Genomic DNA, 25,899 nt, shown 5'->3' on the forward strand with positions numbered 1-25,899 from the left:
AGCGTGGGGGCGATGGGACGGCTGACGCGGGCGGAGACCCAGGAGCGCAACCGCGCCAAGGTGCTGGCGGCCGCCCGGGAGGAGTTCGCCGAACGGGGCTTCCGCGACGCCAAGATCGACAACATCGCCGACCGCGCCGGGCTCACCCGAGGCGCGGTGTACTCCAACTTCCCGGGCAAGCGCGCCCTCTACTTCGCGGTGCTCGCGGAGCTCGCCCACCAGGTCCGGGCCACCGTGCCGGCCGGGCATCGCACGGCGAACGAGGCGCTGGGCGCGTTCGCGCGCGCCTGGGTGGCCCGGCTGCCGTTCACTCCCGATGATCCGCACGGAACGGCCCGGCTCGGCCTGGACCTCATGCCGGAGATCGCCGCCGAGGAACGCCTGCGACTGCCGTTCGCGCAGCTCATGAGGTTGAACGCGATCATGCTCGGGCTCTCGCTGGAGGGGCTCGGCCGGTCGGACCGGCGCATGGTCAAGGTCGCCGAAACCGTCCTGACCACCCTGCACGGGGTGAGCCAGCTGGTCGCCGCCGCGCCCGGTTTCGTCGAGCCGTTCGATGCGATCAGCGTGTGCGGGCAGCTCGCGGACCTGGAGCTGGACGGCGGATGGCCGCCCCCGCACATGCCGTGGGTCGCGCCGGCGCGGCCCGCGGACGAGCCGTGGGATCCCCCGCCCGCCACGGACGCCCTCCGAGCCGAGCCGGCACGGCTCGCGGGCGACGGCGTGGTGGCGGTCCTCGGGCTTCATCGCTTGGAGGCGATCGAGGAGGCGGTGCGCGGTGCGGCGGCCGGCGCCATGGTGACGGCCGTCCTCGTGACGAGCGACCCCGACGAACTGGGCCCGCTCGCCCGCCTGGCCGTCGCCGATCTGCGCGGTTGCCTGGGGCAGGCGTTCCCGGGCTCCGCCTGGCCGCGACTCCAGATCGTCCACGATCCGGCCGGTGCCGTGGCCGCTGCCGCCGGGGTCCGCGCCGTCAGCGACGCGACCGAGGTGGCGGTGCGCGTCGAGTCGGGCCGGATCACCGCCCAGGCGGACGGCCGCGGCGCCTGCCATGCCGCGGCCACCTCGACCATGACGGAAAACCCCAGGTCACCCCACCTGCCGTCGCCCCCCGCGCGGCAGTGAGAGTGGAGCATGGCCCCTCGGGTGCCGCGCGGCGACCCCGGCCGAGTCGCCGCCGCGATGGGCCAGACACGCCCGCCTGACCATGTAGCCGAGGAACGCCAGACCCGCGACCAGATAGCAGTTGGCGACCAGCGTCATCAGGCCGTGGAAGCCGTACTCCCGCGGGCCCCCGTCGTGCGGCGTCCACCAGAACGGAGCCAGCACGAACAGGACGTAGGCGGCACCGGCGGCGATCCGGGCCTTGCGGCCGCCGCGCACGAGCAACACGAGCGCCGGCATGACCCACACCCAGTGGTGCGCCCAGGAGATCGGTGAGACCAGGAGCCCGGTCGTGCCGGTCACCGCCACCGCGCCCAGCCACTCGTCGTGCCGGGCCAGCACCGCTGCCGCGCCGAGTCCGGCCACCGCGAACGCGATCTGGAGGACGTGGTACCAGGCGCCGACGTTCTCGGCCCCGTCAAGAAGCCGGGCGAACGCGCCATTGGGCGACTGGTTGGAAATGTAGGGAACGCCGACGCGGCTGGTGTCGTAAAAGGTCTCCGTCCAGTAGAGCCACGAAGCTCCAGGAGCGACGACGAATCCCATCGCCGTGCAGCAAACAAAGGTGACCCCTGCCGTCACAGCGGCCTTTGTACGCCCAGCTACAAAGAGGAAGACGATGAAGATACCGGGTGTCAATTTCATAGCGGCGGCGATCCCGACTCCGATTCCCACCGAGCGGGAGCCACCGTTCTGAGAAGCCCGCCAGACGTCCGCCAGAATGAGGGCGAGAAGGATCAGATTGACCTGGCCCTGGAAGAACGTCTGGTACATGGGCTGAAGGGCCAGACCGGCCGCCACCACACCGCAGACCGCCGTCCGGGAAGCCCGCCAGCCCGCGAGCCTCATGGCCATGAGGCAGGCGATGGCGAACGCCGCGACCGAGCTCAACTGCCACAACACCCGAGCGACGACCAGTGGCAAGGTAGCCGATGGGGCGAACGTGACGGCCGCGAAGGGGGTGTTGGTGAACCAATGCGCGAGCCCCTGCTCGGCGTACAATCGCTTGCCGTCGAAGACGGCTTCGCCACCCCACATATAGATATGAAAATCGAGCGAGTCATACGTGGCGGCGAAATACACGATCGCCAGCAGCTCGACCGCTAGCACGCCAAGGACGATCCCGTCCCGCGAACGGACGCCGTTCCTTCTGGTTTCGATCACGTGGAAACGGTGCTGCGAAGGACACCCGTTCCACATCGTTCCGGCGATCACATTCGGGGCCGTCCCGCCTGGCCCCCGGACGTACTACCGCGGGATATGAGCCCACGGGCGTACGTCCACGGGCCAATGTCCGCGACGACGATCGCGCCGTACGATCAGGGGCATGATCGCCACGTCACGCCCCGCGAGGCCGCGCCGCGTGCCGCCGCGTGTCCTGAGGGCGCTGACCTGGGGCCTCGCCCTCCCCTATCCCGCCGTCATGTACGCCGCCATGTGGGCCGGGCACGACGGTTTCACGCCCACGGAGATCCTCTCGATCGCCGCGTTCACCACGGTGGTCGCGTCCCTGCTGCGCTACCGGCCGCTGGCCGCCCTCGCGCTCCTCCTCGCCGGCTGGTTCACGGCACTGCAGGAGATGCCGAACGTGGAGATCGGCTACTGGGAGCTGTTGATCACCGACTCCGCCGTCGGGTACATCGCCGCCACCCGGTCGCCACGGGTCTCGCTCACCGCCGCCGCTCTGGCGCTCACCGTGCAGACGGCCTCCGCCGGCTTCTCCACCGGCGTCGTCGACACCGTCGTCGTCCTGGCGGCCGTGGCGGTCGCCGCCGCCTGGGTCACCGGCAACTCGATCCGCGAACGCCGCGCGCACGCCAAGGAACTCGCCGCGCGGGCCGTGGGCCAGGCCGTCGCCGCCGAACGGCTCCGGATCGCCCGCGAACTGCACGACATGGTCGCCCACAGCATCGGCGTCATCGCCATCCAGGCCGGGGTGGGCAACCGCGTGATCGACACCCAGCCCGCCGAGGCCCGCAACGCGCTCGCCGCCATCGAGGCGACCAGCCGGGAGACGCTGACCGGGCTGCGCGGCATGCTCGGGGCCCTCCGCCGGGCCGACACCGAACCCGGCGCCGAACGCGAGGCCGCCCCGCTCGCGCCCACTCCCGGCCTCGCCGACCTCGACCGCCTGGTGGCCACGACGCTCGACGCCGGTGTCAAGGTCGACGTCCAACGGCGCGGCACCCCCCGATCCCTCTCCCCGGATCTCGACCTCTCCGCGTTCCGGATCATCCAGGAGGCCGTCACCAACGTGGTCCGCCACGCGAACACCGCCACCTGCCAGGTGGTCGTCGACTACCGGGACGAAGCGCTGGCCATCGAGATCACCGATGACGGCACCGGCCGCGCCGCGCCGGGCACCGGCTACGGGATCGTCGGGATGCGCGAACGCGCCGGCCTGCTGAACGGCCACTTCACCGCGGGCCCCCGGCCCGAGGGCGGCTTCCGCGTCTCGGCCCGGCTGCCGGCATGACCGTCACCGTCGTGCTGGCCGACGACCAGCCCCTCATCCGCACGGGACTCCGCGTCCTCATCGCCGACACCCCCGACCTCACCATCGTCGGCGAGGCCGGGACGGGCTCCGAAGCCATCGACCTCGTCCGCGCGACCCGGCCGGACGTCGTCGTCATGGACATCCGCATGCCCGGCATGGACGGCATCGAGGCCACCCGGGCGATCTCCCGGGACACCCGCGTCCTCATGCTCACCACGTTCGACGACGACGAGTACGTCTACGGCTCGCTCCGGGCGGGCGCGAGCGGCTTCCTCGTCAAGGACATGGCGCTGGAGGAGATCCTCAACGCCATCCGCGTCGTGGCCGCCGGCGACGCGCTGATCGCGCCGAGCGTCACCCGCCGCCTGATCGAGGAGTTCGCCGACCGCCCGGCGCCCGCGGCCGGCCGCTCGGCGCCCGCGTCCCGGCACCGCCCCCTGGACGGCGTCACCGGCCGCGAACGCGAGGTGCTCACCCTGGTCGGCCGCGGTTTGGCGAACGCCGAGATAGCCGCCGAGCTCTCCATCAGCATGGCCACCGTCAAGGCCCACGTGGCGCGCCTCTTCACCAAGCTCGACGCCCGCGACCGCGTTCACCTGGTCATCATCGCCTACGAATCCGGGCTGGTCGCGCCGCCCCGCTCTTGACGTTCAAGATCGAGCGGGCAGACTGGGGCGGTGGTCAAGACGCTGCACCCCACCAGCTACAACGAGGTCTACTACGTCGGACACTTCTTCCGCCAGGGCATCGCCGTGATCATGGATCTGACCGCGATGACCGACGCCGACGCCCTCCCCCTCGTCGACTTCGCCGCCGGGCTCATCGTCGGCCGGGGCGGTGCCATGGAACGGGTGACCCCCAAGGTCTTCCTCCTCACCCCACCCCTCGTCCCCGAGGCCACCGACCTCGCCTGACCCGCGCGGGGCCTCGTGAGCAGGGCTTTCGCCCTCGACACGGCTGGTCTAGCCTGACCACCAGGCCGAACGGGAGGAATCCGCATGAACAAAGGCGAACTGATCGAGGCGGTGGCGGCTCGCGCCGGGAGCGACCAGGCGGCGGCCCGCCGTCATGTGGACGCGATCTTCGAGACCATCATGGCGAGCGTGGCGGGCGGCGACCGCGTGATGGTCACCGGGTTCGGCACGTTCGACAGCTTTGACCGGCCGGCGCGCAAGGCGCGCAACCCCCGCACCGGGCTCCCGGTCGAGGTCGCGGCCGCTCAGGTGCCGCGGTTCCGCATCGGGCAGACCTTCAAGAGCCGCGTCGCCGACGGCGCCTCCGCGACCGCGGTCGCGGAGGCGGAGACCGCCGCGGTGGTCGACGAGCCCAAGGGCTCCAAGCCGAAGAAGAACAAGAAGAAGAAGGCCAAGGCCGCGGACGGCAAGGCCAAGCCTGCGGAGGCCAGGGCCGCCAAGGCCGCCAAGCCCGCGAACGCCAAGAAGGCCTCCACGAAGAAGCCGAAGAAGTCCAAGAAGTCGTAGTGACCGGCGACGGTGTCTTCGAGGCCGTTCGGGCGATCGTCAACGGGCGCGATCCGGAGGGGCTTCTGGAAGGGGGAGCGCCCGAGGACGAGTACGACCCTGAGGTGAACGACCTGGTCGAACTCGTCCGGGGCGGCTCCCCCGTCACGGCGGAACAGGTTCGGGCGATCTGGGGCCACTGGTTCGGCGCGTCCTCCTGGATCGACGGCCGTCCGGAGGAGCTCGCCGAGGTCGCCGCCGAACTGGACGATCTGCGCGGCTAGGCACCCGGAGTTCGTCCACGTCGACGTCGCTGTTCCTGACCGAGATCGCCTCCGCGAAGGATCTCGCCTACCCGTTCACCAGCCCGGACGGCAAGCCGCTCGGCCCGCAGAACATGACGATGCGCATGCTGCAGCCGTACGACCAGGCCACGTGGACGCTCGAGCAGATCGTGGCGTACGCGAAGACCGCTGCGTACGCGGGCATCGAGAACGTCGCGAAGAACGGCGAGTCGTGGCTGTTCAACAACCTCTACCAGGTGGCCCGCAACGGCGTGGCGCTGCCGGACGTGGTGCCGGGCACGCCGTACGCGTACGTGGTACCGGCGGGGCAGCGTGACCCGTTCGCCGTGCTGGAGATGATGCGGCTGTTCGAGTTCGGACGGGTGGAGATCGAGCAGGCGCGGCGCCGTTCACGGCGGGCGGCGAGAGGTACGCGGCGGGATCGTACGTGCTGCGGACACGCCAGCCGCTGGGCCGGTGGATCGACCAGCTCCTCAAGATCGACAAGTATCCGGAGAAGGCGGCGCGCAAGTGCGCCGAGTGCCCGCTGATCATGCCGTATAGCGAGACGACCGACAATGTCGGGCTGCTGATGGGCGTCGACGTCGACGCCGTGGACAAGGCGTTCACCGCGCAACTGCGGCGGGTGCAGCGGGTCGTTCCGCAGGCCGTGCGGATGCCGAACGCGCCGCGCGGCGCGTACCTCGTCCCGCCGGAGTCGTACGGCGTCGCGCACGTCCTGTCGCGGCTGCAGAAGGCGAACGTGCCCGTCTTCAGAACGGCTGAGAAGTTCGAGACCGGCGGGCGCACGTTCGCGCCCGGCACCGTGCTCGTCCCACCATCCGCGACAGCGCGCCAGACGCTGGAGGCGATCTCGGCAGCGACCGGGTTGCAGGTGTACGGGACGGACGCGCTGCCCAAGGTCGACGGATTCAAGCTGAAGCCCGGAACGCGCGTCGGGCTGGTGCGCGGCGCGAACAACATGCCCGGCGGCTGGATGATGTGGATGCTCGACCAGTACGGCATCAACTACAAGGTCGTGAGCGCGGACGACTACGCCGACCTGCGGGGACGGTACGACACGATCGTCCTGGCCGACGGCGTCTCCAAGAACACGATCGTCGAGGGACTCGACCCCGCCAAGAACCCGCCGGAGTTCGCGTGGGCGCGCGGCGTCGGCGAGAAGGGCTGGTCGGCGCTGGCCGGATTCGTCTCCGGCGGCGGCAACCTGGTCGCGATCGGCAGCTCCTCGCTGACCGCCCGCGACCTGCTCGACCTGCCGATGGAGAACGCCGCGCCGTCGTCGGTCAACGCCCCGGGCGCCCTGCTGCGCGCCTCGTACAAGCCTGCGGTCCCGGCCGCCTGGGGCATGCCGGAGAGCTGGCCGGTCTGGTACAACCGGGACGCCGCGTTCAAGATCCAGGGTGAGGCGGACGTCGCGTCCACCTACCCGGGCGACGGGGATCTGCTCGCCAGCGGATACGCCGCCGGAACGTCGGCGCTGGGCGGCCTGGCCAACGTCGCGACCTTCAAGGTCGGCAAGGGCCACGCCACCGTCGCCGGAAGCGAGATCACGTTCCGCAGCTGGCCACGAGCGACGTGGCCGATCGTCATCAACTCCATCTACCAAGGCCCATCCACACCGGCGAAGCAGCCCTGACCTGAACCGGAGCGCGGCCGGGGCCACCGTCCCGGCCGCGCTCCACGCACAGGTCGTCGAGCTAGGCGTCCTTGGCCAGGCCACGTTCGCGGAGCCCCGCCAGGGAGTCGACGTACTTCAGCATCAGCCGGGCGAATTCCAGGCGGTCCTTCTCCTGCCAGTCGGCCGTGATGTATTCGAACGCCGAACGCTGGTGGCGGCGGAAGCGGTCCATGAGTTCGACGCCCTGGGGGCTGAGCTGGAGGACCGTACGGCGGCCGTCCTGCTGGGAGGCGGCGCGGATCAGATAGCCGGCCTTGATGTTGTCGGTGACCATGCGGCTGGCGACCGAGGGATCGACCGCCAGGAGTTCGGCCACCGCGCCGACGGTGACCTCCTTGGCGGAGTCTTTCGTGTGCTCCAGAACGATGTTGAGGACGAGCGTCCGGCTGAGGTCCTTGGCCGAGACCGGGTTCTCGACCTCCAGCAGTGAGGTGCGCCGCAGCTTGGAGAACGCCGGGCCCACGGCGTCCAGCAGCTCGTCCGCCGTCATCGGCTCGTCCGTCATGCGCCCCATCGTATATCTATGCCGGACAGAAGACATGTGTTGACGTGAAACTATATGCATGCAAGCATGCATGCACATGTTCCTATACATAAAAATGGAGTTCGAGTGACCATCCTCATCACCGGTGCCCGCGGCAAGGTCGGCCAAGGCGTCATCAAGCGCCTGCAAGCCGCCGGACGTCCCATCCGCGCCGCCAGCGCCGAGCCCTCCGGCGACGACGTCATCGAGCTCAAGCTCGACCGGCCCGAGACCTTCGAAGCCGCGCTTCACGGGGTCGACCAGGTGTTCCTCTACCCCGCGCCGGACGGCATCGACGCCTTCGTCAAGGTCGCCGAGGCGGCGGGCGTCAGTCACATCGTCCTGCTGTCGTCCTCGTCGGTGCTCGGCCCCGATGCGGACACCGACCCACTGGCCTCGCACAGCCTCATCGTCGAGCGCGCCTTGGCGGCGTCCAACATCACGTGCACGTTCCTGCGTCCCGACGCCTTTGCCAGCAACGCGCTCGGCTGGGGCTACCTCATCGGGCAGAACATGCCGATCCAGCTCGCCTATCCGGACGCGAACATCGCGCCCATCCACCCCGACGACATCGCCGACATCGCGGCCGACGCGCTGACCGGCGACGCGCTGAGGGGCCGGTCGATCACCCTCACCGGCGCGCGGTCACTCACCTTCCGCGAGCAGCTCGCCATCCTCTCCGACGTCACCGGCCGCGAGATCCCGGTCGAGAAGATCAGCCACGCGGAGGCCGAACAGCAGATGGGCCGGTACATGCCGGCGCCGGTGGTCGGATCCCTGCTCGCCCTCTGGGCCGCCGCCTCCGCCGGACCCGCCGTCATCGCCGATACCACCGAGACCCTCCTCGGCAAGCCCGCCCGCACCTTCGAGCAGTGGGCCCGCGAGAACGCCGCCGCCTTCTGACAATGAGACTCGCCGCGAACCTGCGCCCGTGACGGCGCTGTCGCGGCGGTCGGGGTGGACCGGACCCGCCGAGGGGCGCGAATGCGCAGGCCAGGCGTGGGGCGGCGGTACGGTCGGCCGGTGAAGGATTCCCTGGCCGCTTACGATCGTCGACGGTTTCTGGCTCGCGCCGTGGGCACCACGGCTGGGACGGCCCTCGCCGGGCTCGGTGCCGGTGGCGTCCTTGAGCCGGCGGGCGCGGGCGTTGAAGCCCCCACGCTGGTCAGTGCCCGCACGCTCTTCCGGTGGGTCGAGGAGATGTCCGCCTTCGGGCCGCGTTTCGCCGGAAGCGACGCCCACCGCCGCTACCTGCGCAAGGTGGAACGGCAACTGGAGTCGTACGGGCTGAAGGTGCGGCGCCATCCCGTTCCCCTCGACCAGTGGGAGGCACGGTCGTGGTCCCTGAAGGTGACCGATGCGGACGGCCGGACGCATCAGATCCCAGTCGCCTACTACCGTCCGTACTCAGGGGAGACGTCGCGACGAGGTGTGCGCGGCCGGCTCGTCGACGTCAAGGCCGGTCAGAAGGCCGACTACCGGCGGACGAACGTTCGCCGCGGGATCGTGGTGGCCGACTTCCCGATCAGCAGGCCCTCCAGCGCCATGTTCCCCCTCGCCGAATACATCCACCGCCCCGAGCAAGCGCCGGAGCTCAGCGTCGAGGACTACACGCGCGTCTGGCAGGCGGTGCCGGGCCAGCTCGATCTCGGCCTCGCCAAGCAGAACGGCGCGATCGCGATGGTCAGCATCATGGATCTGCCACCGGAGCTCGCCCATGGCCAGTTCTCACCCCACCAGCAGCCGCCGGCAGGCCTGCCCGCGCTCCATCTCGACCGCGTCCAGGGGCGGCGTCTCCGCGATCTGATGAACGCGGGTCCGGTCAACGCGACGCTCAAGCTCACCGCGAGGAAGAAGAAGAGCACGATCGACTACCTGACCGCCGAGCTCAAGGGGAGCGGCGCGCTGCCCGGGGCGGTCATGGTCGGGACGCACACCGACGGCCAGAACGCGATCGAGGAGAACGGCGTGCCGGCCATCCTCGCGCTCGCGAAGTACTTCACCCGCGTGCCCCGTGCCGGCCGTCCGCGCGACATCGTCTTCGTCTTCTCGCCCAACCACATGAGCGCGCACCGAGGCACGCCCGACCTGGGCAGCTGGCTGAAGAAGTCCGGGTACAGGCGCCGGATCGTGGCGGCCCTCGTCCCCGAGCACCTCGGCGCGCTCGGCTGGTCAGAAGACCCTGCGACCGGCGTGTACGGCCCGACCGGGCATCCCGAGCCCGCCATCATCGGCACCGGCAACAGCGCCGCGCTCACCCGCCTCGTCATCGACCAGGTCAAGCGGGACGACCTGGAGCGGACGGCGGTGCTCAAGCCGTACGGCAAGGGCCTCTACGGCGAGGCCACCTATCCCTACCGGCTCGGCATCCCGACCGCGACGCTGATCAGCGGCCCGGCCTACCTCGTCCAGGTCGCCCGTGACGGCCATCTAGGGAAGATCGACCCCTGGCTGATGCATCGCGAGACGGTCTTCCTGTCGCGCCTGCTCGCCCGGATGCTCGCGCTTCCCGCCTACTGACGGAAGGACGACAGCACCTCGGCCGTGCCCGTGAGCTCGGGGATGCGGTCGCGATAGCGCTCCAGCAGGCCGCGGTTGACCGCGTCGCCGCCCGGGACGTTGGCGCTGACCCAGCGCGGCACCTCGACGTCGCGCGCGGCGGCGAGGTCGTCGAGGTCGGCCAGCAGGCGTGACCAGGCGTACGAGGCCAGGATCGTCGACACGGCGGCGGTACGCGGCGCGTCGGCGGGATGGAGGACGTCGCCCGCCGGAACGGCCGTGTCGATCACGACCGTCGCGTGGTCCGCCAGCATGGTCTCCGTCCGCGCGGCCGCCCGGACGGACGCCGTGCGCGACGTCACCGCGATCACCGGCACGTCCAGCGCCGCGCACTCCTGGGCGATCTCGACCGGGTAGGGGTTACGGCCGCTCGTCGAGAAGACCACGGCGACGTCCGGCCGGGCGAGCGCGGCCGTTCGGACGACCGTGCGCCCGAGCCCTTCCTGACGTTCGGCCCGGGTGCTGCGCAGGGCGTCCGGCAACGGGAACACGGCCGGATCCCACATCGGACGCACCGGAGCCAGCCCGCCTGCCCGGTAGAACGTCTCGAAGACGAGCGCGAGTGAATGCCCGGCGCCGGCCACATGCACGATGCCGTCGGACTCGATGGCGTCGAGGAGGAGTGCCGCCGCCGCGGAGATCGCCTTCGCGGACCGCGCGTCGAGCTCGTCGAGCAGCGCGCGGACCCGGCCGGGGAAGACCTCAGCCATCGGGAAGGGCCCCCTTCAACTCGGCGGCCAGGGCATCCTGGTCGGCCGCACCGCGGAGCCGGTCGGCCAAGCCCGCCGAGAGCGCCCGGGCCAGCCGGGACAGCGACGCGACGTGCGCGTCCGGGTCGGTGGTACAGAACGCGAGGAGCAGGTCGACGGGGTCGTTGTCCGGATGCCCGAACTCCACCGGCGCGGCCAGGCGCGTCACCGCGACACCGACCCCGAGCCCACCGTCCTCGGGACGGGCGTGCACCAGCGCCAGACCCTTGGTGAGCACGATGTACGGGCCGTTCTGTTCGACGACCTCGACGCACGCGTCCGGGTACTCGAGCCCCGCTACTCCGAGCTCGACCAGCGGGACGGCCGCCTCGCGGACCGCGGACCGCCAGTCGGCGGCCACGACGGCGTCGCGCGCCCCGACCTCCGTCATGCCAGCCATCCCTTCTCGCTCAGCGCCACCCGCAGCTGCGCCTCCAGTCCCTCCTTGTCGAGGAAGTCGCTGATCGTGATGACGATGGGGGCCAGCTCGGTGATCTCGCTGGTGTGCATGCCCTGGCCGATGATGACGTCGGCGGTCATGCCGCGCGCGGTCGAGACGTCGGTGTTCTCGACGCGGGCGTCCACACCGAGGGCGCTCAGCGCGTCCTCCGCCGTCATCTTCAGCATGAGGCTGGACCCCATGCCGACGCCACAGACAGCCAGGACGTCCAGTCTGCGGTCCAGAGCCATTCGTTTCTCCTTCGGATGGCAAATGGTAAATACCTCTTCGGACGGTGAGAGGCGCACCCGGCGCCCGGCCATCTCACCTGTCCCAGGTACCGACGGCTGTGAGCGTACGTCGCGATTCCCAAACTGGTCAATACCACTTTCAGGGCCGGGGCGACGTGCCGAAGCGGCGCTCTCGCCCGCCCACTGACCGAATCCACGATCATCGGGTAGACCGGTAGAGGTGGTGGCGAACGTGATCGGAGCTTGGGGCGCGCTCAGCCCGCGCCGGCGGCTGCTCGCGGGCGGAGTCGCGGTCACGCTGCTCGTGGTCGCGGCCGTCGTGGCCGTCCGCGTCCTGCTGCCCGACGGCGATGACCGGCCGGTCGCGCAGGACCGTCCGGGGACCGTGGTGCTCATCCCCGGCTACGGCGGCGGCTCGGACGGGCTGCGGGTCCTGGCCGGGCGGCTGCGGCGCGAGGGCCGCAAGGCCGAGCTCGTGACGCTTCCCGGGGACGGGCGCGGCGATCTGCGGGAGCAGGCCCGGACCGTCGATCGGTACGTGGCGGACGCGCTGAGCGGCGGTGCTCCCTCCGTCGATCTCGTGGCGCACTCCGCGGGCGGGGTCGTCGCACGCCTCTGGGCCCGTGAGTATGGGGGTGCGGGGAAGGCCCGGCGCATCATCACGCTGGGTTCGCCGCATCACGGGGCCGAGCTCGCCTCGGCCGGGTCGGCGTTCGCCGTGGCGTGTCCGACGGCCTGCCGGCAGCTCGTGCCGGGCAGCTCGTTGCTGCGGGGGCTCGGCGACGAGGCCCCCGAACGGCCGCCGCTGATGTCGGTCTGGACGATGCAGGACGACACCGTGACGCCTCCAGACTCGTCCCGGCTCAATGACGCCCTCAACGTGCGGCTCCAGGACGTCTGTCCCGACGCGCGCACCGGGCACGGGCAACTGCCGTCGGATCCCAGGGTCGTCGGGATCGTGCTGCGCGCGCTCGGCGCGGGCCCGTTCGAGACCCCGAAGGCCTGCGGCCCTCTCAGCTCGTGACGCCTCAGCTCGTGACGTCGCGGGTGGCGAAATTGGCCCAGGCCGCCGCCAGCAGGACGCCCACATAGACCGCCTGCAACGCCAGGCCGCGTTCGATGTCCCGCCACAGGATCGGGTCGCGGAAGAAGTCGACCCAGGCCAGCCAGTAGCGGGTCACCAGGTAGGGCTGGACGGACGCGGCCGCGTCGAGCGTGACGAGCACCTGGCTGGTCACCAGGGCCGCGAGCGCGCCCAGGGCCGCCGCCAGCGGCGAGTCGGTGAACGTGGAGAGGAAGAGGGCCAGCGCGCCGACGCCGAGCATCGAGACCCCGATGTAGAGCACGGCGTAGGTGATGCGGAGGGCCACCTGGACGTCCGACAGTCCCGTCCCCGACACCGAGGTGATCAGCTCGGACCCGGCGAGCGCGGACGCGGGCTCGGTGCCGAAGATCGCAACCCCGATGGCGTACGAGGTGACGGCGACGGCCACGACCGCGAGCATCACGTACGCCGTGAGCGCGACGAGCTTGGCCACCAGGAGCCGGGTGCGGCCGACCGGCCGGAGCAGCAGGTAGCGCAGCATGCCCGAGCCCGCCTCGCCCGCGATGGAGTCGCCGCCGACCACCGCCACCGAGACCGGCAGGAACAGCGGCAGCACCATGGCGAGCGCGGCCGCCGGATACAGCGAGCCGTTCGACAGGACGGCGGACAGGAAGGTCGGCCCCTCCCCCGGCGGCGGCGCGACCTCGGTGACGCCGAGGAAGATCGCGACGATGCCCGGGAGGCCGCAGAGCAGGGCCAGCGAGACCCAGGTACGCGGGCGCCGCACGAGCTTGGCCAGTTCAGTGACGATCATTCGAGGAACTCCCGCGATGTTCCCTGCCAGGCGTCCGGCTCGGCGCCCGGCTCGAATCCCGAACCTGAGCCCGGGCTTGAACTCCGATGGACCTCGACCTTGCGCACCCCGTCCACGCGCACGCCGGGCTCGTCCAGCTCGGCGGCGGGCTCCGCGTCCAGCCGGTCGGAGCCGGGCCCGGTGGCCTCCAGCACCACGTCTTCGAGCGTTCGCCGCTGGACGTGGATCTCGTCCACCCGCAGGCCCTCGCGGACGAGACGGGCGTTGAGCTCGGCGGCGTCGGCCGTCCGGACCAGCAGCCGCGCGCCGTCCCGGTGCTCGACCCCGCCGTCGAGCAGCGCCGCCGCCCGGTCGGCGTCGGGCGTGTGGACGACGACCCGGCCGGTGGGCGAGCGCACCTCGCTCATCTCCTGTTCGAGCACGAGGTGGCCGCGGTCCATCACGCCCACGCGCGTGCACAGCTGCTCGACCTCGCCGAGGAGATGGCTGCACAGGAAGATCGTCGTACCGTTCGCGTTGAGCTCCTCCAGCAGGTCGCGCACCTCGCGGATGCCCTGCGGGTCAAGGCCGTTGGTGGGTTCGTCCAGCACCAGCAGCTTGGGCTCGTGCAGCAGCGCGGCGGCGAGGCCGAGGCGCTGCCGCATCCCGAGCGAGTACGTCTTGACGGGCCGGTCGTCGACGCCGGAGAGCCCGACCCGCGCCAGCGCCTCCTCGACGCGGAGCCGCCGGGCCTTGCGCGACCCGCCGCCGCCAGGGCCGGCGGCGTCGAGGAAGGCGAGGTTGGCCCGGCCGGAGAGATGCGTGTACGCGCCGGGCCCCTCCACCAGCGCGCCGACCTCGCGGAGCACTTCGCCCGTCCTGCGCGGGATGGGCTTTCCCATCACCTCGATCTCGCCGGACGTCGCGTACACCAGCCCGAGGATCATCCGCACGAGCGTAGTCTTGCCCGAGCCGTTCGGCCCGAGCAGCCCGTACCGGTCGCCCTCCCGCACGTTCAGGCCGACCTCGTGCACGGCGGTGATGCGCCCGAACCGCTTGGTCAGCGCCCGTGTGACGATCATGAGATCAGCTCGTCGGCGGCGGTGCGGAGCAGCTCCGGCCGTACCGCTCCGGCCAGCAGGAACGTCCGGCCGATCGGCTCGTCGCGGACCAGAACGGCCGTCAGCACCGAGGTCTGCAGCGCGAGCGCCTCGCCCCGCGACACCGCGAGCTGCCCCGCGCCGGCCGTGCGCGCCGCCTCGAAGACCCGCCGCCCGTAGCGGCCGGGCAGCGGCGCGACGACGAACGACGAGAACCCGCCCGAGTAGGCGCGGACACTCGCGATGGACGGCGTGGAGTCCAGCGCCGGGCGGCCCGCCAGCGACCCCGGCATGCGCTCCGCCGTCCGCGACGCCAGGCGGGCGAGCAGGTCGAAGGTGTCGACCTCCGACATCCGCACCCCGCGCGAGAACCGCGGCGCGACGGCGGACGCGGCGGGCCGCGCGAAGCGCACGTCGAGGAGCCGGGACGTCAGCACGGCCCGGCCCCCTCCGCGCGGAACGATCCGTACTTCAAGCGGTACCCCCGTCTCAGGGTCGGCCCAGATGTCCACGGAGCCGATCGTGGTGGCGGAATCGGCGGTCGTCACGCGCAGCCCGGCGGCGGCGCGGCCCGCGACGCGGCGGGTGTCGAGGCCGGTCACGCGGTCGGCCGGGGTGGCGAGGCGCAGCATCCTGCGGGCGAGGTCGGGCGGCATCAGATCGGCGGCGTTCGGGAGCCGGACGGCTGGCGCGCCCTGGATCCTGGTCAGCTGCTCGGTCTCGTAGTCCCAGATGGCGAGGCCGTCCTTCGACCGCAGGAAGTCGCGCTCGCCGGTCGCGGTCATGAGGGCCACTCGCCAGCTCTCCCGCGCGTCGTACCAGACCCGCATGCGCGAGGTGCCGCCGAGCAGCCCGGTCGCCTCGTCCAGGCCGGGGAGGTCGGGCAGACCCAGCGAGCCGGTGCTCTCCACGACGCCCTGGTAGGGCCGTCCGGCCGAACCGAGGATCAGCTCGCGCAGCTTCTGAGGCTCGACGCTCGTCCCGCCGGCCGGGATCGCGGCGATCGCGAACGGCGCCGAACACAACGCCGCCACCAGCGCCGCGACCAGAAGCCACCGGCGCCGCGCCTCACCGCGAACCACGCTCACCTTTGCCACCGTACGTCGGCGTTCCCGAAATGCACCGTTCCGAAGCACTTCCCTGGAAGCGCTCCCAGATTCACTGATCTTGACTTGCACCTAACGAGGTGAGGTGTAAAAGCAGCCTAAAGAGCCGTCCCACCAGCGAACGAACGGAGGAGTTCGAGCGGCGTTCAGGTTTGGGCCTGGCCGGGTTCCGGGGGCGCTGCGACGCTGACGCACATGATCTGTTGCAGGCCGAGCCGGCGGGATCTGTTGCGCTGGAGCGCGGTGGTGGCGGGCGCCTCGTTGCTGCCGGTCACCGATCCGGAGCGGGTGTACGCGGCGGCTGCTCGAACCGGGGCCGTACGGGCCGTCGATCTGGAACTCGTCACGCTCACCGAGAACAGCGCGATCCTCACCTGGTACACCGGCGTCCCGGGCACCGACGACGGGCTCGGGCGGATGAAGCCGGCCCCGTCCGACGGCGAGGTGGAGTACGGGACGCACCCGGGCCGGCTCACGCAGCGGGCCGCCGGACCCGCGGACACCCCGTACCACTACGTGGAGCTGACCGGGCTGGAGCCGGGACGCACCTACTACTACCGGGCCCGTTCCGAAGGGCAGGTCGCGAGCGCCACGCCGCTGGCGTTCGGGCAGGCCGCCGGAGCACCGCGGGCGGACGGGGTCTACAGCTTCACGACTCCGCAGCCGCCGCCCGGCTCGTTCCTCTTCTCGGTGGCCCTCTGCAACGACCTGCACCTCGGCGAGACGGTGGCCGGGCTCGTGGGCCAGCTGCCGTGGATCAAGGGAATCGAGCAGGTGCCCGGCCATCCGCCGTACCCGGAGGTCATGGCGCGGGCTCTGGTCGAGGACGCGCGGCTGCGCGGAGCAAGCTATCTGCTGGCCGCGGGTGACGTCACCAGCGAGGCGGAGCCGGTCGACGTCGGACGCGCCAAGACGCTGCTGGATGGGTTCGGGTCGTACGGACGGGCCTACCTCGTCGCTCGGGGCAATCACGATCGAGCCCATGAGGGTGCCGCCTACGCCTCGTGCAGCCCAGGGCAGTGGCAGGGACACGACTGCTTCCGCGACGGCTTCTTCGTCGACGACGGGCCCGCGTACTTCACGCACGACCTGCACGGCCTGCGCGTCATCGGGCTCGACACGTACGACAAGGCGGGCGACGGCGGGGACGCGGGCGGGCTCGGCAAGGACCAGTACGCGTGGTTCGAGAGCACGCTGAAGGAGAACCGCGACCAGCCCACCGTCGTGTTCGGCCACCACCCGATCTTCGTGGAGAACTCGCCGCTGGCGATCACCGGCGGGCAGTCGATCGAGGCGGGCCAGGCGATCTCGATGCTGCGCGCGTACGCGGGCGCGCCCGGCGTCTTCCTCCACCACGCCGGGCACACGCACCGCAACCAGCGCTCGGTGTTCCCGCTCGCGCCCCGCGTCGTGCAGCAGGAGGTCGGCGCGGTCAAGGAATACCCGGGCGGCTTCACGCTGCTGCGCGTCCACACCGGCGGGTACGCGCTGAACTTCTACAAGACGCGCGGCGACCTCGCGCGGGCGTGGAGTGAACGCAGCCGCCAGGAGCTGTCCGGATGGTGGCCGCAACTCTCGCTGGGAAATCGCGTCACCGACCGCAACAGCGTCATGCATCGAGACCTCTCCGGAATCGGCCGGCCCTAGCGGCCTCATGTGGGCGAGACCGCATTTAAGTGAGGTGAATAAAGCACCTGAAAAATGACACGATCGCGGCAGCGCGTCGTCTCAGGGAGGTTGCCGTGATCGAGTTCTATTCGTCGCAGAGCAAGGTCACCGATCCGGGTGAACTGGCGGCATGGATCGGTGGCGTGCCCGGCGACCTGGACGGTGTGCGGCGGGCGGCGGCGCACCTGGTCTTCCACTACTGGGCGCATGGCGACATCACCGAGCACGGCTTCCCGTCCGAACGGCGGGCGGAGATCAACCTGCGGTACGCCGACGTGATGCTGCGGCGCGCACGCGAACTCAACCCCACCCCCCCGTCGGCCGAACGTGCTCCGACGGAGCGGCTGGTGGGGTGCTGCCGCGACAACACGGTGCTGTTCCTCGCGCTCGCCCGCCACAACGGGATCCCGGCGCGCGGCCGTGTCGGCTTCGCCGACTACCTCGTCCCGGGCCTGTTCATCGATCACATGATCCCGGAGGTCTGGGACGCCGCGGAGGGGCGCTGGCGGCTGGTCGAGCCGGAGTTCCCGGACGGGCACACGCCGCCCGGGGAGGACGCGCCGCTCGACCTGACGGACGTCCCCCGGCATCGTTTCCTGACCGGGTCCGAGGCGTGGGAGCTGTGCCGGGCGGGCAAGGTCGACCCGGAACGGGTCCTGGTCGGGCCCGGGATCGATCTGCCGTTCCTGAAGTCGTGGCCGTACCTGGTCCACAACCTCGTGTTCGACCTCGCCGCGCTCAACAAGGACGAGATGCTCCTCTGGGACGGCTGGGGCGTGATCGACACGAGGGACGCGCCGGACGAGCCCATGTTCGAGCGGATGGACGCCCTCGCCGCGCTCATCAACGACCCCGAGGTGACGCTCGACCGCGTCCAGGCCGCGTACGCCGACGAGGATCTGCGCGTGCCGCCGGTGGTCTCCAGCCATCCGCCGCCCGACAACGAGCGGATCCGGGTCGAGCTGCGCTGAGTGCGACGGGGACTGGACATTCGAACATATGTTTGACATGCCCGGGTAGATTGGGCGGCATGAACGGACCCATCCAGGGCTTGCTGCTCGACTGCACCGAGGAGACGCGCGTCGAGGCGCTCGGCGGTTCCGTGCGGCGCACCCGCCTGGAGCACGGCGCCTGGGTCGACGTCCGGCCCGGCTGGATCTCCGGCTCGGACGCGCTGTTCGAGCGGCTGCTGACCGAGGTGCCCTGGCGCGCCGAACAGCGGCAGATGTACGACCGGGTGGTCGACGTCCCGCGGCTGATGAGCTTCTACGACGAGGACGCCCCGCTCCCCGATCCGGTGCTCGACGAGGCGAAGGCCGCCCTCAGCGCGCACTACGCGGCGGAGCTGGGCGAGCCGTTCCAGACCGCGGGCCTCTGCCTCTATCGCGACGAGCACGACAGCGTCGCCTGGCACGGCGACCGGACCGGGCGCGGCCGGACCGCGGACACCATGGTCGCGATCATCTCGTTCGGCGCGCCCCGATCGTTGTTGCTGCGACCGCGCGGCGGGGGTACCGCGCAGCGCCACGGCATGGGTCCGGGCGACTTGCTGGTGATGGGCGGCAGTTGCCAGCGCACCTGGGAGCACGCGATTCCGAAGAGCACGAAGGCCACCGGCCCCAGGATCAGCGTGCAGTTCCGCCCCCGCGGTGTCCGCTGAGGGCACGCGTCAACGGCCGCGCCGGCATCGTGGCCATCAACACGGCCGCGAATGGTCCACCCTGGCCCCAATCACAACTTGTGTGATCTAAGGTGCCCTTGGGTCAATTGACAATTCCAAGGACAGGGGGCCGGTAGGCATGCGCCTGAAGATCGCCGGACTAGCGTTGGTCGCCGGGGCCATGGCGGCACCGCTCATCTCCGCACCCGCCGAGGCGGCCACATCCGCGCCGAGCGCCGCGGCCACGACGGCGGCGCCCACGGCCAAGGCCGCGGCGGCGCCCACGCTGTACTACGGCTCCAAGGGCAAGTACGTCACCTACCTGCAGAAGCGCCTGCGGGCGCTCCGTTACGACCCGGGTTCGATCAACGGGAAGTACGGCAAGGACACGCTCTACGCCGTCTGGGCGTTCCAGAAGGTGAACGGGCTCAAGCCCGGCAGCAAGGGCACCGTCGGCAAGGGGACCTGGAAGGCGCTGGCCAAGCCCAAGGCGCCCGTGAAGATCGTCAAGAAGCCGGCCGCCAGCCGCGTCGAGATCTCCAAGAAGCGCCAGCTGGTCGTGGTCTACAAGAACAACAAGGTCTACCTGATCACGCACACCTCGACCGGCAACAACCAGCGTTACTGCTACAAGGGCGAGTGCGACGTCGCGCGCACGCCCACCGGCAACTTCAAGGTCACCCGCAAGATCAACGGCTGGCGGCACGCCAAGCTCGGTGACCTCTACAAGCCGATCTACTTCTACCAGGGCTACGCGTTGCACGGCTCGCCGAGCGTGCCGCTCTACCCGGCCTCGCACGGCTGCGCGCGCCTCCCGATGAAGCACACCGCCGATCTGATGTTCAAGATCATCCCGGTCGGCTTCCGCGTCTACGTGCGCTGACCCGGGCCACAAAAACAAACCGAGCACGCACAAGGCCCGTGACCGTCCCCCGGACGGTCACGGGCCTTCACGTGGCCACGCCCTACTGACCCGCCTGCTGTCCCGCCTGCTCCATGGCGGCCATGTCCATGTGCATGACCTCCCAGTGGTGGCCGTCGGGGTCCTGGAAGCTGCGCCCGTACATCGGCCCCATGTCCATGGTGTCGCCGGCGGCCGAGCCGCCCGACGCCAGCGCCGTGTCGACGAGCCGGTCGACCTCCTCGCGGCTGTCCGCGGACAGCGCGATCATGGTCTCGGTGGTCGTCGCGGCGTCGGCGGCCGCCTTCCCCTTGACCAGGAATCCGGCGAAGAACTCCGCGGTGAGGAGCATGGCGTAGTTGTGCCCTTCGGCGAGCACCAGGCAGGCCGCGTTCTCGTCGGTGAACATCGGGTCGAACGAGTAGCCGAGCTTGCTCCAGAACGCCTTGCTCTGCTCGAGGTCCCGCACGGCGAGGTTCACGAAAATCATGGTGCCGGCCATGGTCATCTCCTTTGTGGAACGTGGTTTCGTGAGGGTAGACCGCGGCCCTGACGAAAACTCATCGGCGATCGGGCACCGGATCCGGCACGTGCGGCGATCGTCATGGCAGCTCGCGCGGCAGGGCGCGTTCGACGGCCGCGGCCACCAGCGCGTCGATCTCGTCCTCCGGAAAGACGTCCGGCAGCGTGAGCCGCTCCACGATCAGCCAGTTGAGCGCCAACTGCAGCAGGACGACCGTGGTCTCGTCACCCGGCAGCCCCGAGTCCCGGTGATGCGAGATGTTGGCCTGGACGTCGCGCCGGATCGTTCGCGTGAGGACCTCGCGCAACTCGGGCCGCCGGGTGGCCTCCAGGCGTAGCTCCAAGAGGGCGAGGTAGCCCGAGCGGAACGCGGCGACGTTCTCCACGGTGGTGCGCATGACCTCGACGAGGCGCTCCCTGGTCCTCGGCCCCGACAGGTTCCGGGCGAGCGTGGCCTCGTCCGGCTGGTAGCGCTCGTAGATCCGGCCGCCGACCTGGTCGAACAGGTCGTCCCGGTTGGCGAAGTAGTTCGAGGCCGTCCCGATCGGGCAGCCCGCCTCGGCGTCGATGGCCCGGAACGTCAGGCCGCGCGCGCCCTCGCGGGCCAGGACCTCGATGGCCGCGTCGATGAGCGCCGCACGCCGCTCCGGGTTCTGCCGCATCCGGCCTCCAAACACGTCAAGGATTGACACCACTACAGACAGAGTACTACCTTCAAACCACTACAACTGAAGCACTTCGAATGGAGTAGTGTGATGCGAAAATTGACCTACTACGTGGCGAGCACGATCGACGGCTTCATCGGCGGGCCGGACGGGAAGTCCGAGTTCCTCCCCTGGTCGCCGGACATGGTGGAGTACCTGAACGAGCGCATGCCCGAGACCGTCCCGACCGCCTTCCGGGCGCCCGCGGGCCTGGCGGAAGCGGCCAACGAGCGCTTCGACACGGTTCTGATGGGCGCCACCACCTACCGCATGGGCCTCCAGGACGGGGTCACCAGCCCCTGGCAGCACCTGCGGCAGTACGTGTTCTCCGGAAGCATCACGGCGATCGACGAGCCCGGGGTCACGCTGGTCCAGGGCGACGCGCTCGAAGCGGTACGGCGGCTGAAGAACGAGGAGGAAGGGCTCGGCATCTGGCTGTCCGGGGGCGGGAAGCTCGCCGGTTCCCTGCTCCCGGAGATCGACGAGCTCATCCTCAAGCTCTACCCGGTCGTCATCGGCACGGGCATCCGGGCCTTCGCCACGCGGGAGCTCCAGGCCGGCCACTTCGACCTGACCGGCACCCGCACGTTCGACAACGGCGCGGCCGTTCTCACCTACACCCGCACGTAACGCACCTCCGGACGAGCGCTGACGGACGTCCGGAATCTTCGGCGGCACCGCGGGAGTTGAACGCTGGGAGAGCGAAGGAGGCCACGGTGGCGGACGACGGGTACGGATGGAACGGCGGCGAGCTCGATCTCGACGCCTATCTCGCGCGGATCGGGTTCGGCGGCGACCGCGCGCCCACCCTGGAGACGTTGCGGGCCCTGCAACGCGGGCACACCACGTCGATCCCGTTCGAGAACCTGGAGATCATTCTGGGCCGCTCGATCCCGCTGGATCTGAAGGCCCTCCAGGACAAGCTGGTCCAGAACCGCCGCGGCGGATACTGCTACGAGCACACCCTGCTGTTCGCCGCCGCGCTCGAACGGCTCGGCTTCGGCGTGACGGCCCTGTCGGCGCGCGTGACGATGGGGGCGGCCGCGATCCGGCCCGCCACCCACGCGGTCCTGCGGGTCACGACGGCCGGCGACGACCGGGTGTGGTTGTGCGACGTCGGCTTCGGCGCCGGGCCGCACGCGCCGATCGAGTTCACGGACGGAGCGGAGATCTTGGAAGATGGCTGGCGGTTCCGGCTGGAACGCGGGACCGGCGAGCTGAACACGGATCTGTGGGTGCTCCACCAAGCCGGCCCGGAAGGCTGGCTCGACCGTCATACCTTCACGCTGAACCCGCAGTACACGCTGGACTACGTGGTGGGCAGCCACTACGTCTCCACCAGCCCGCGCTCGCCGTTCACGACCCGGCCGTACGCTCAGCGATTCACCGCGGAGGCACTCCACGTCCTCGACGGGACCACCTGGACGACCACCCGGCCGGACGGCACCGCGGAGACCCGCGAGGTCGAGCAGTCCGAGCTCCCCAGGCTGCTCGACGAGGTCTTCGACGTGGCCCTCGATCCGGCCGACGCGGCGAAGCTCGCCCACAGCGACCCGCCGGTCTAGGACGCGTCCCCGACGCGGTAGCGGACCCAGACGACCTTGCTGCCCCGGGGCTCCTGCCGGGTCCCCCACTCCTCGACGAGCAGGTCCACGATCTCCAGTCCCCGGCCCCCGATCTCCTCGGGGGCCGCGGCCCGGAGGGCCGGCAGGGCCGCGGCCGGATCCTCCAGCTCGATGCCGACGACGCCCTCCTCGGCCCAGAACCGCAGATCGATCTGCGCGCCCGGCGCCGCGTTCACCGCGTTGGTCGCCAGCTCACTGACGATCAGCACGAGATCCGGGGTGTGCGCCGTCATCCCCCACATCGACAGATGGAACTCGGTGAGGTCGCGCAGCAGCCCCACCGCGGCGGGCACCGCCCGCACTCGTTGCTCGAACCGCTGTGCGTCGAGCCCCCGCCGTCCGGTCATGATCGCCATCTCTCCGCCCTCGCGGTCGAGATCGAGAGGCCATGTCGCTCTCGGCGCCTCCCCAGCGAGGTGTGGTGATGCGATCGGCCCCGATGGTCCTTTCAGTCCGAGGTACGGCCCCGACCCGGGCCAAGGTTCAACGTTTCGGCAGATTGCGGGCGGCCCAGAGCGGGTGAACGGCTCAGAGCGGGCGGCCAGCTCGGGAGCACGACGGTGAGGACGAGGCCCCCGGCGGGCCTGGAGACGGCGTTGACGCCGCCGCCGTGCGCGACGGCGGTGGCGCGGACGATCGACAGGCCGAGGCCGGTGCCCCGGTCCGACCGCACCCGGTCGTTGCCCAGCCGGCGGAACGGCTCGAAGATCGTCTCAACGTCGTAGGGCGGGACGACCGGGCCGGTGTTGGCGACCGTGAGCTCGATCCGGCCGTTGCCGGCCGTGGTCGAGACCCAGAGCTCGCCGCCCTCGTGGTTGTGGCGGATGGCGTTCTCCACGAGGTTCTGGACGAGGCGTTCCAGCAGTACCGGATCGCCCTCGGCCGACGCGGGCCCGAGGCGGCGGTGCACCATGACCCCGTGCTCGGCCGCCTCGGCGGCGGCCTGGTCGAGCACGTGCCCGGCGACGAGGGACAGGTCGAGCGGGGACCTGTCGACGACGGTGTTCTCGGTGCCGGCGAGCGTGAGGAGACCGTCGATGAGGCGTTCGTGGCGTTCGTTGACGACGAGCAGCGACTCGCCCAGGCGCTTGACGTCCTCGGTCGCGTCGGGCCGGCGCACCGCGACGTCGACGAGGGTCCGGTTGATCGCCAGCGGGGTGCGCAGCTCGTGCGAGGCGTTGGCGACGAAGCGGCGCTGCCCGTCGAAGGCCCTGGCCAGCCGTTCCAGCATGGTGTCGAACGTGTCGGCCAGCTCCTTCACGTCGTCGCGCGGGCCGTCGTAGGCGATGCGTTCGCCGAGGTCATGGCTGCGCGCCACCCGCCGCGCGGTCTCAGTGATCTTGTGCATCGGGCTCAGCGCCCGGTCCGCGAAGAACCAGCCCAGGCCCAGCGCGATGGCCCCCACCATGCCCAGCGCGATGCCGCCCTGGGTGAGCAGGGCGTTCAGCGTCTCGCGCTGGGTGTCGCCCCTGGCCTCGATCAGCAGATGCCCGACCTGGTCCTTCGGGATCTGAGCTTCAGGTGGCACCTCCTCGAACGAGGTAATCCTCTGCTCCGCGCCAGAAGCGGCCCCGGGACCGACGCTGTTGCCGGAGATCGCCTCCTTGGGCCCGTTGGGCCCGAGGCTCGCGTCCACGAGGAAGTAGGTCAAACCCAGGAGCACGATGCCGCCGACCAGGAAGAGTCCTCCGTAGACCAGTGTCAGCCGGGCCCGGACCGTAGGCCGGAATTTCCCGGCGAGCGTCCCTCTCAACGTCGTCATGGAATGCGGTACCCCACTCCCGGAACGGTCTCGATGATGGCCGGGTCCCCGAGTTTCCGGCGCAGTTTCATCAGCGTCACGCGCACCGTGTTGGTGAACGGGTCGGTGTGCGCGTCCCACACCTTCTCCAGCAGCTGTTCCGCCGAGACGACCTTTCCGTCCGCCCGCAGCAGCTCGGCGAGCAGGCCGAACTCCTTGCGCGCCAGCTGGACGTACCGCCCGTCCCGATAGACCTCCCGGCGCGCCGGATCGAGCCGGACTCCCGCCCGTTCCAGGGTCGGCGGGTCGGCGGGCCGGGCGCGGCGGCCGAGGGCATGGATGCGGGCGACCAGTTCCTCGAACGCGAACGGCTTGGTCAGGTAGTCGTCGGCGCCCAGCCGGAGCCCCTGGACCCGGGCGGGCACGGTGACGGCGGCGGTGAGCATGATCACCCGTACCGGGGCGCCGGACTCCACCACGGCGCGGCACACGTCGTCGCCGTGGACGACCGGCAGGTCGCGGTCGAGCACCAGCACGTCGTAGTCGTTCACGCCGAGGTTCTCCAGGGCGGCGTCGCCGTCGTACACCACGTCCACGGCCAGCGCCTCGGCCCGCAGGCCCTCGGCGATCGAGTCGGCGAGCATGCGCTCGTCCTCGGCGATCAGTACCCGCACGTTCCCGTCCTCACGCCATGCGAAAGCGCTCGCTCCACCGGTGTCCGAGGTACAGCCTGCGGCAGCGGGCGTAACGCCGGCATAACCGGAAGTGGTTACGGGGGGTTTAACGCACGCGCGCTGGACTTCGGATCGTCCGCCGGAACGCTGCGGGCGGAAGTCGACAAGGAGACGAATCGATGCGACGACAAACCCTCGCGGCGCTGGCCATGGTGCCGATGCTCGCCCTCTGCCTGCCCGCCTGCGGCGGCAACGGCGGCACCGCCAACGCCCAGCCCTCCAGCAAGAAGACCGACCAGCTTTCGGCGATGCGCGCCTTCGCCAAGTGCATGCGTGACAACGGCATCGACATGCCCGACCCCCAGACCGACGGCTCTGGGGGAATCAAGGTAGAGGTGAGGGCCGAGAAGGCCGGGAAGGGCGACGGCCCCGAGAAGATGAAGGCCGCCGAGGCGAAGTGCCGCCACCTGCAGCCGAACGGCGGCAAGCCGCCCAAGCTCAGCCGCGAAGAGGTCGCCAAGATGCGCGCGTTCGCCAAGTGCATGCGCGAGCACGGCATCGAGATGCCCGACCCCGATGACAGCGGCATGATCCAGCACAAGGTCGAGTCCAAGGGCGGCCGGGCGCCGCAGAAGGAGAGCATCGGCGAGAACCCCGAAAGCCAGAAGTTCAAGGCGGCCGACAAGGCCTGCGCGCATCTCCGGCCCATGCGCGATGAGAAGGGGAACTGAC

At 70.7% G+C, this 25,899-nt stretch carries 30 protein-coding genes and 1 pseudogene; 18 read left to right on the forward strand and 13 right to left on the reverse strand.

Translation table 11 applies throughout. The features are described from left to right. Nucleotides 1-12 precede the first annotated feature (12 nt). Entirely contained in the window at nt 13-1,125 is a 1,113-nt protein-coding gene (locus tag ACGFNU_RS00600; protein WP_392589093.1) for a TetR/AcrR family transcriptional regulator, read from the forward strand. Here ACGFNU_RS00600 and ACGFNU_RS00605 read toward each other — a convergent pair. Continuing rightward, on the reverse strand, nt 1,090-2,328 hold the full coding sequence (locus ACGFNU_RS00605; RefSeq protein WP_392589094.1) for a glycosyltransferase 87 family protein: 1,239 nt from the start codon (nt 2,326-2,328) through the stop codon (nt 1,090-1,092). The two genes, ACGFNU_RS00600 and ACGFNU_RS00605, sit on opposite strands and share 36 nt — an antisense overlap. Before the next feature lie 163 nt (nt 2,329-2,491). Between ACGFNU_RS00605 and ACGFNU_RS00610 the strand changes: the two genes are divergently transcribed. From ACGFNU_RS00610 to ACGFNU_RS00640, 7 genes and pseudogenes are all read left to right on the forward strand, one after another. Continuing rightward, nucleotides 2,492-3,640 carry a sensor histidine kinase gene (locus ACGFNU_RS00610; RefSeq protein WP_392589095.1) on the forward strand — a complete coding sequence of 383 codons (1,149 nt, stop codon included), beginning with the start codon at nt 2,492-2,494 and terminating at the stop codon, nt 3,638-3,640. Next, on the forward strand, nt 3,637-4,308 hold the full coding sequence (locus ACGFNU_RS00615; RefSeq protein WP_392589096.1) for a response regulator: 672 nt from the start codon (nt 3,637-3,639) through the stop codon (nt 4,306-4,308). The genes ACGFNU_RS00610 and ACGFNU_RS00615 overlap by 4 nt, the downstream gene beginning before the upstream one ends. A 27-nt stretch (nt 4,309-4,335) precedes the next feature. Then, a pseudogene (locus ACGFNU_RS00620) lies at nt 4,336-4,542 on the forward strand (cell division protein SepF); the annotation flags it as partial. A gap of 117 nt (nt 4,543-4,659) precedes the next feature. After that, on the forward strand, nt 4,660-5,142 hold the full coding sequence (locus ACGFNU_RS00625; RefSeq protein ID WP_392589097.1) for an HU family DNA-binding protein: 483 nt from the start codon (nt 4,660-4,662) through the stop codon (nt 5,140-5,142). Further along, on the forward strand, nt 5,142-5,405 hold the full coding sequence (locus ACGFNU_RS00630) for a hypothetical protein (protein WP_392589098.1): 264 nt from the start codon (nt 5,142-5,144) through the stop codon (nt 5,403-5,405). The genes ACGFNU_RS00625 and ACGFNU_RS00630 overlap by 1 nt, the downstream gene beginning before the upstream one ends. 119 nt (nt 5,406-5,524) lie before the next feature. Beyond that, the gene (locus ACGFNU_RS00635) at nt 5,525-5,956 is read left to right on the forward strand and encodes a hypothetical protein (RefSeq protein WP_392589099.1); all 432 of its coding nucleotides are present in this window, start codon (nt 5,525-5,527) and stop codon (nt 5,954-5,956) included. Continuing rightward, nucleotides 5,854-7,065, forward strand: a complete 1,212-nt coding sequence (locus ACGFNU_RS00640) for a hypothetical protein (protein WP_392589100.1) — start codon at nt 5,854-5,856, stop codon at nt 7,063-7,065. The genes ACGFNU_RS00635 and ACGFNU_RS00640 overlap by 103 nt, the downstream gene beginning before the upstream one ends. Before the next feature lie 61 nt (nt 7,066-7,126). Here the strand turns inward: ACGFNU_RS00640 and ACGFNU_RS00645 are convergent, their stop codons facing one another. Next, nucleotides 7,127-7,612: a MarR family winged helix-turn-helix transcriptional regulator gene (locus tag ACGFNU_RS00645; RefSeq protein ID WP_392589101.1), complete on the reverse strand. Its 486-nt coding sequence runs from the start codon at nt 7,610-7,612 to the stop codon at nt 7,127-7,129. 105 nt (nt 7,613-7,717) lie between these two features. Here ACGFNU_RS00645 and ACGFNU_RS00650 point away from each other — a divergent pair, with 105 nt between their 5' ends. Then, a complete protein-coding gene (locus ACGFNU_RS00650; RefSeq protein WP_392589102.1) occupies nt 7,718-8,533 on the forward strand; it encodes an NAD(P)H-binding protein in 816 nt (271 codons plus the stop codon). Between the two features lie 171 nt (nt 8,534-8,704). After that, the gene (locus ACGFNU_RS00655) at nt 8,705-10,150 is read left to right on the forward strand and encodes a hypothetical protein (RefSeq protein WP_392589103.1); all 1,446 of its coding nucleotides are present in this window, start codon (nt 8,705-8,707) and stop codon (nt 10,148-10,150) included. Here ACGFNU_RS00655 and ACGFNU_RS00660 read toward each other — a convergent pair. Genes ACGFNU_RS00660 through ACGFNU_RS00670 form a run of 3 tightly spaced genes read right to left on the reverse strand, consistent with a single transcriptional unit; the run spans nt 10,144 to nt 11,628 of the window. After that, entirely contained in the window at nt 10,144-10,899 is a 756-nt protein-coding gene (locus tag ACGFNU_RS00660; RefSeq protein WP_392589104.1) for a sugar isomerase domain-containing protein, read from the reverse strand. The genes ACGFNU_RS00655 and ACGFNU_RS00660 overlap by 7 nt on opposite strands. Then, nucleotides 10,892-11,329 (reverse strand): PTS sugar transporter subunit IIA, encoded by a 438-nt coding sequence (locus ACGFNU_RS00665; RefSeq protein ID WP_392589105.1) that lies wholly within the window; start codon nt 11,327-11,329, stop codon nt 10,892-10,894. Before ACGFNU_RS00665 ends, ACGFNU_RS00660 begins: the two co-directional genes overlap by 8 nt. Continuing rightward, complete coding sequence (locus ACGFNU_RS00670; RefSeq protein ID WP_392589106.1) at nt 11,326-11,628, reverse strand: PTS sugar transporter subunit IIB; 303 nt, start codon at nt 11,626-11,628, stop codon at nt 11,326-11,328. The genes ACGFNU_RS00665 and ACGFNU_RS00670 overlap by 4 nt, the downstream gene beginning before the upstream one ends. Nucleotides 11,629-11,860: 232 nt before the next feature. Here ACGFNU_RS00670 and ACGFNU_RS00675 point away from each other — a divergent pair, with 232 nt between their 5' ends. Next, nucleotides 11,861-12,652: an esterase/lipase family protein gene (locus ACGFNU_RS00675; RefSeq protein ID WP_392589107.1), complete on the forward strand. Its 792-nt coding sequence runs from the start codon at nt 11,861-11,863 to the stop codon at nt 12,650-12,652. Nucleotides 12,653-12,656: 4 nt separating this feature from the next. Here the strand turns inward: ACGFNU_RS00675 and ACGFNU_RS00680 are convergent, their stop codons facing one another. From ACGFNU_RS00680 to ACGFNU_RS00690, 3 genes are read right to left on the reverse strand one after another with little or no spacing between them, the layout of a single operon-like run. Then, a complete protein-coding gene (locus tag ACGFNU_RS00680) occupies nt 12,657-13,487 on the reverse strand; it encodes an ABC transporter permease (protein WP_392589108.1) in 831 nt (276 codons plus the stop codon). Further along, entirely contained in the window at nt 13,484-14,548 is a 1,065-nt protein-coding gene (locus tag ACGFNU_RS00685) for an ABC transporter ATP-binding protein (protein WP_392589109.1), read from the reverse strand. Before ACGFNU_RS00685 ends, ACGFNU_RS00680 begins: the two co-directional genes overlap by 4 nt. Next, a complete protein-coding gene (locus tag ACGFNU_RS00690) occupies nt 14,545-15,654 on the reverse strand; it encodes a hypothetical protein (RefSeq protein ID WP_392589110.1) in 1,110 nt (369 codons plus the stop codon). The genes ACGFNU_RS00685 and ACGFNU_RS00690 overlap by 4 nt, the downstream gene beginning before the upstream one ends. Before the next feature lie 213 nt (nt 15,655-15,867). Between ACGFNU_RS00690 and ACGFNU_RS00695 the strand changes: the two genes are divergently transcribed. The 4 genes from ACGFNU_RS00695 (at nt 15,868) to ACGFNU_RS00710 (ending at nt 19,883) form a co-directional block, all read left to right on the forward strand. Further along, a complete protein-coding gene (locus tag ACGFNU_RS00695; protein ID WP_392589111.1) occupies nt 15,868-17,319 on the forward strand; it encodes a fibronectin type III domain-containing protein in 1,452 nt (483 codons plus the stop codon). 95 nt (nt 17,320-17,414) lie between these two features. Continuing rightward, complete coding sequence (locus ACGFNU_RS00700) at nt 17,415-18,311, forward strand: transglutaminase-like domain-containing protein (RefSeq protein ID WP_392589112.1); 897 nt, start codon at nt 17,415-17,417, stop codon at nt 18,309-18,311. Nucleotides 18,312-18,370: 59 nt separating this feature from the next. Beyond that, nucleotides 18,371-19,000 carry an alpha-ketoglutarate-dependent dioxygenase AlkB gene (locus ACGFNU_RS00705; RefSeq protein ID WP_392589113.1) on the forward strand — a complete coding sequence of 210 codons (630 nt, stop codon included), beginning with the start codon at nt 18,371-18,373 and terminating at the stop codon, nt 18,998-19,000. 139 nt (nt 19,001-19,139) lie between these two features. Then, nucleotides 19,140-19,883 (forward strand): L,D-transpeptidase family protein, encoded by a 744-nt coding sequence (locus ACGFNU_RS00710; RefSeq protein WP_392589114.1) that lies wholly within the window; start codon nt 19,140-19,142, stop codon nt 19,881-19,883. Nucleotides 19,884-19,965: 82 nt separating this feature from the next. Here the strand turns inward: ACGFNU_RS00710 and ACGFNU_RS00715 are convergent, their stop codons facing one another. Both ACGFNU_RS00715 and ACGFNU_RS00720 read right to left on the reverse strand, forming a co-directional pair. Beyond that, entirely contained in the window at nt 19,966-20,403 is a 438-nt protein-coding gene (locus ACGFNU_RS00715) for a VOC family protein (RefSeq protein WP_392589115.1), read from the reverse strand. Between the two features lie 100 nt (nt 20,404-20,503). Beyond that, nucleotides 20,504-21,085 carry a TetR/AcrR family transcriptional regulator gene (locus ACGFNU_RS00720; RefSeq protein ID WP_392589116.1) on the reverse strand — a complete coding sequence of 194 codons (582 nt, stop codon included), beginning with the start codon at nt 21,083-21,085 and terminating at the stop codon, nt 20,504-20,506. A 93-nt stretch (nt 21,086-21,178) separates the two neighbouring features. Between ACGFNU_RS00720 and ACGFNU_RS00725 the strand changes: the two genes are divergently transcribed. Next, on the forward strand, nt 21,179-21,757 hold the full coding sequence (locus tag ACGFNU_RS00725) for a dihydrofolate reductase family protein (protein WP_392589117.1): 579 nt from the start codon (nt 21,179-21,181) through the stop codon (nt 21,755-21,757). Between the two features lie 86 nt (nt 21,758-21,843). Next, nucleotides 21,844-22,692: an arylamine N-acetyltransferase gene (locus ACGFNU_RS00730; protein WP_392589118.1), complete on the forward strand. Its 849-nt coding sequence runs from the start codon at nt 21,844-21,846 to the stop codon at nt 22,690-22,692. Here the strand turns inward: ACGFNU_RS00730 and ACGFNU_RS00735 are convergent. The 3 genes from ACGFNU_RS00735 to ACGFNU_RS00745 all read right to left on the reverse strand — a co-directional run bounded on the left by ACGFNU_RS00735 (nt 22,689) and on the right by ACGFNU_RS00745 (nt 25,167). After that, a complete protein-coding gene (locus ACGFNU_RS00735) occupies nt 22,689-23,099 on the reverse strand; it encodes an ATP-binding protein (protein WP_392589119.1) in 411 nt (136 codons plus the stop codon). The genes ACGFNU_RS00730 and ACGFNU_RS00735 overlap by 4 nt on opposite strands. A 101-nt stretch (nt 23,100-23,200) precedes the next feature. After that, complete coding sequence (locus ACGFNU_RS00740) at nt 23,201-24,514, reverse strand: sensor histidine kinase (RefSeq protein WP_392589120.1); 1,314 nt, start codon at nt 24,512-24,514, stop codon at nt 23,201-23,203. Then, nucleotides 24,511-25,167, reverse strand: coding sequence for a response regulator transcription factor (locus tag ACGFNU_RS00745; protein ID WP_392589121.1), 657 nt, complete (start codon nt 25,165-25,167; stop codon nt 24,511-24,513). The genes ACGFNU_RS00740 and ACGFNU_RS00745 overlap by 4 nt, the downstream gene beginning before the upstream one ends. A gap of 179 nt (nt 25,168-25,346) precedes the next feature. Between ACGFNU_RS00745 and ACGFNU_RS00750 the strand changes: the two genes are divergently transcribed. Then, complete coding sequence (locus ACGFNU_RS00750) at nt 25,347-25,898, forward strand: hypothetical protein (protein WP_392589122.1); 552 nt, start codon at nt 25,347-25,349, stop codon at nt 25,896-25,898. Nucleotide 25,899: the final 1 nt, after the last annotated feature.

Source organism: Spirillospora sp. NPDC048911 (genome assembly GCF_043198015.1).
GTDB lineage: Bacteria > Actinomycetota > Actinomycetes > Streptosporangiales > Streptosporangiaceae > Spirillospora.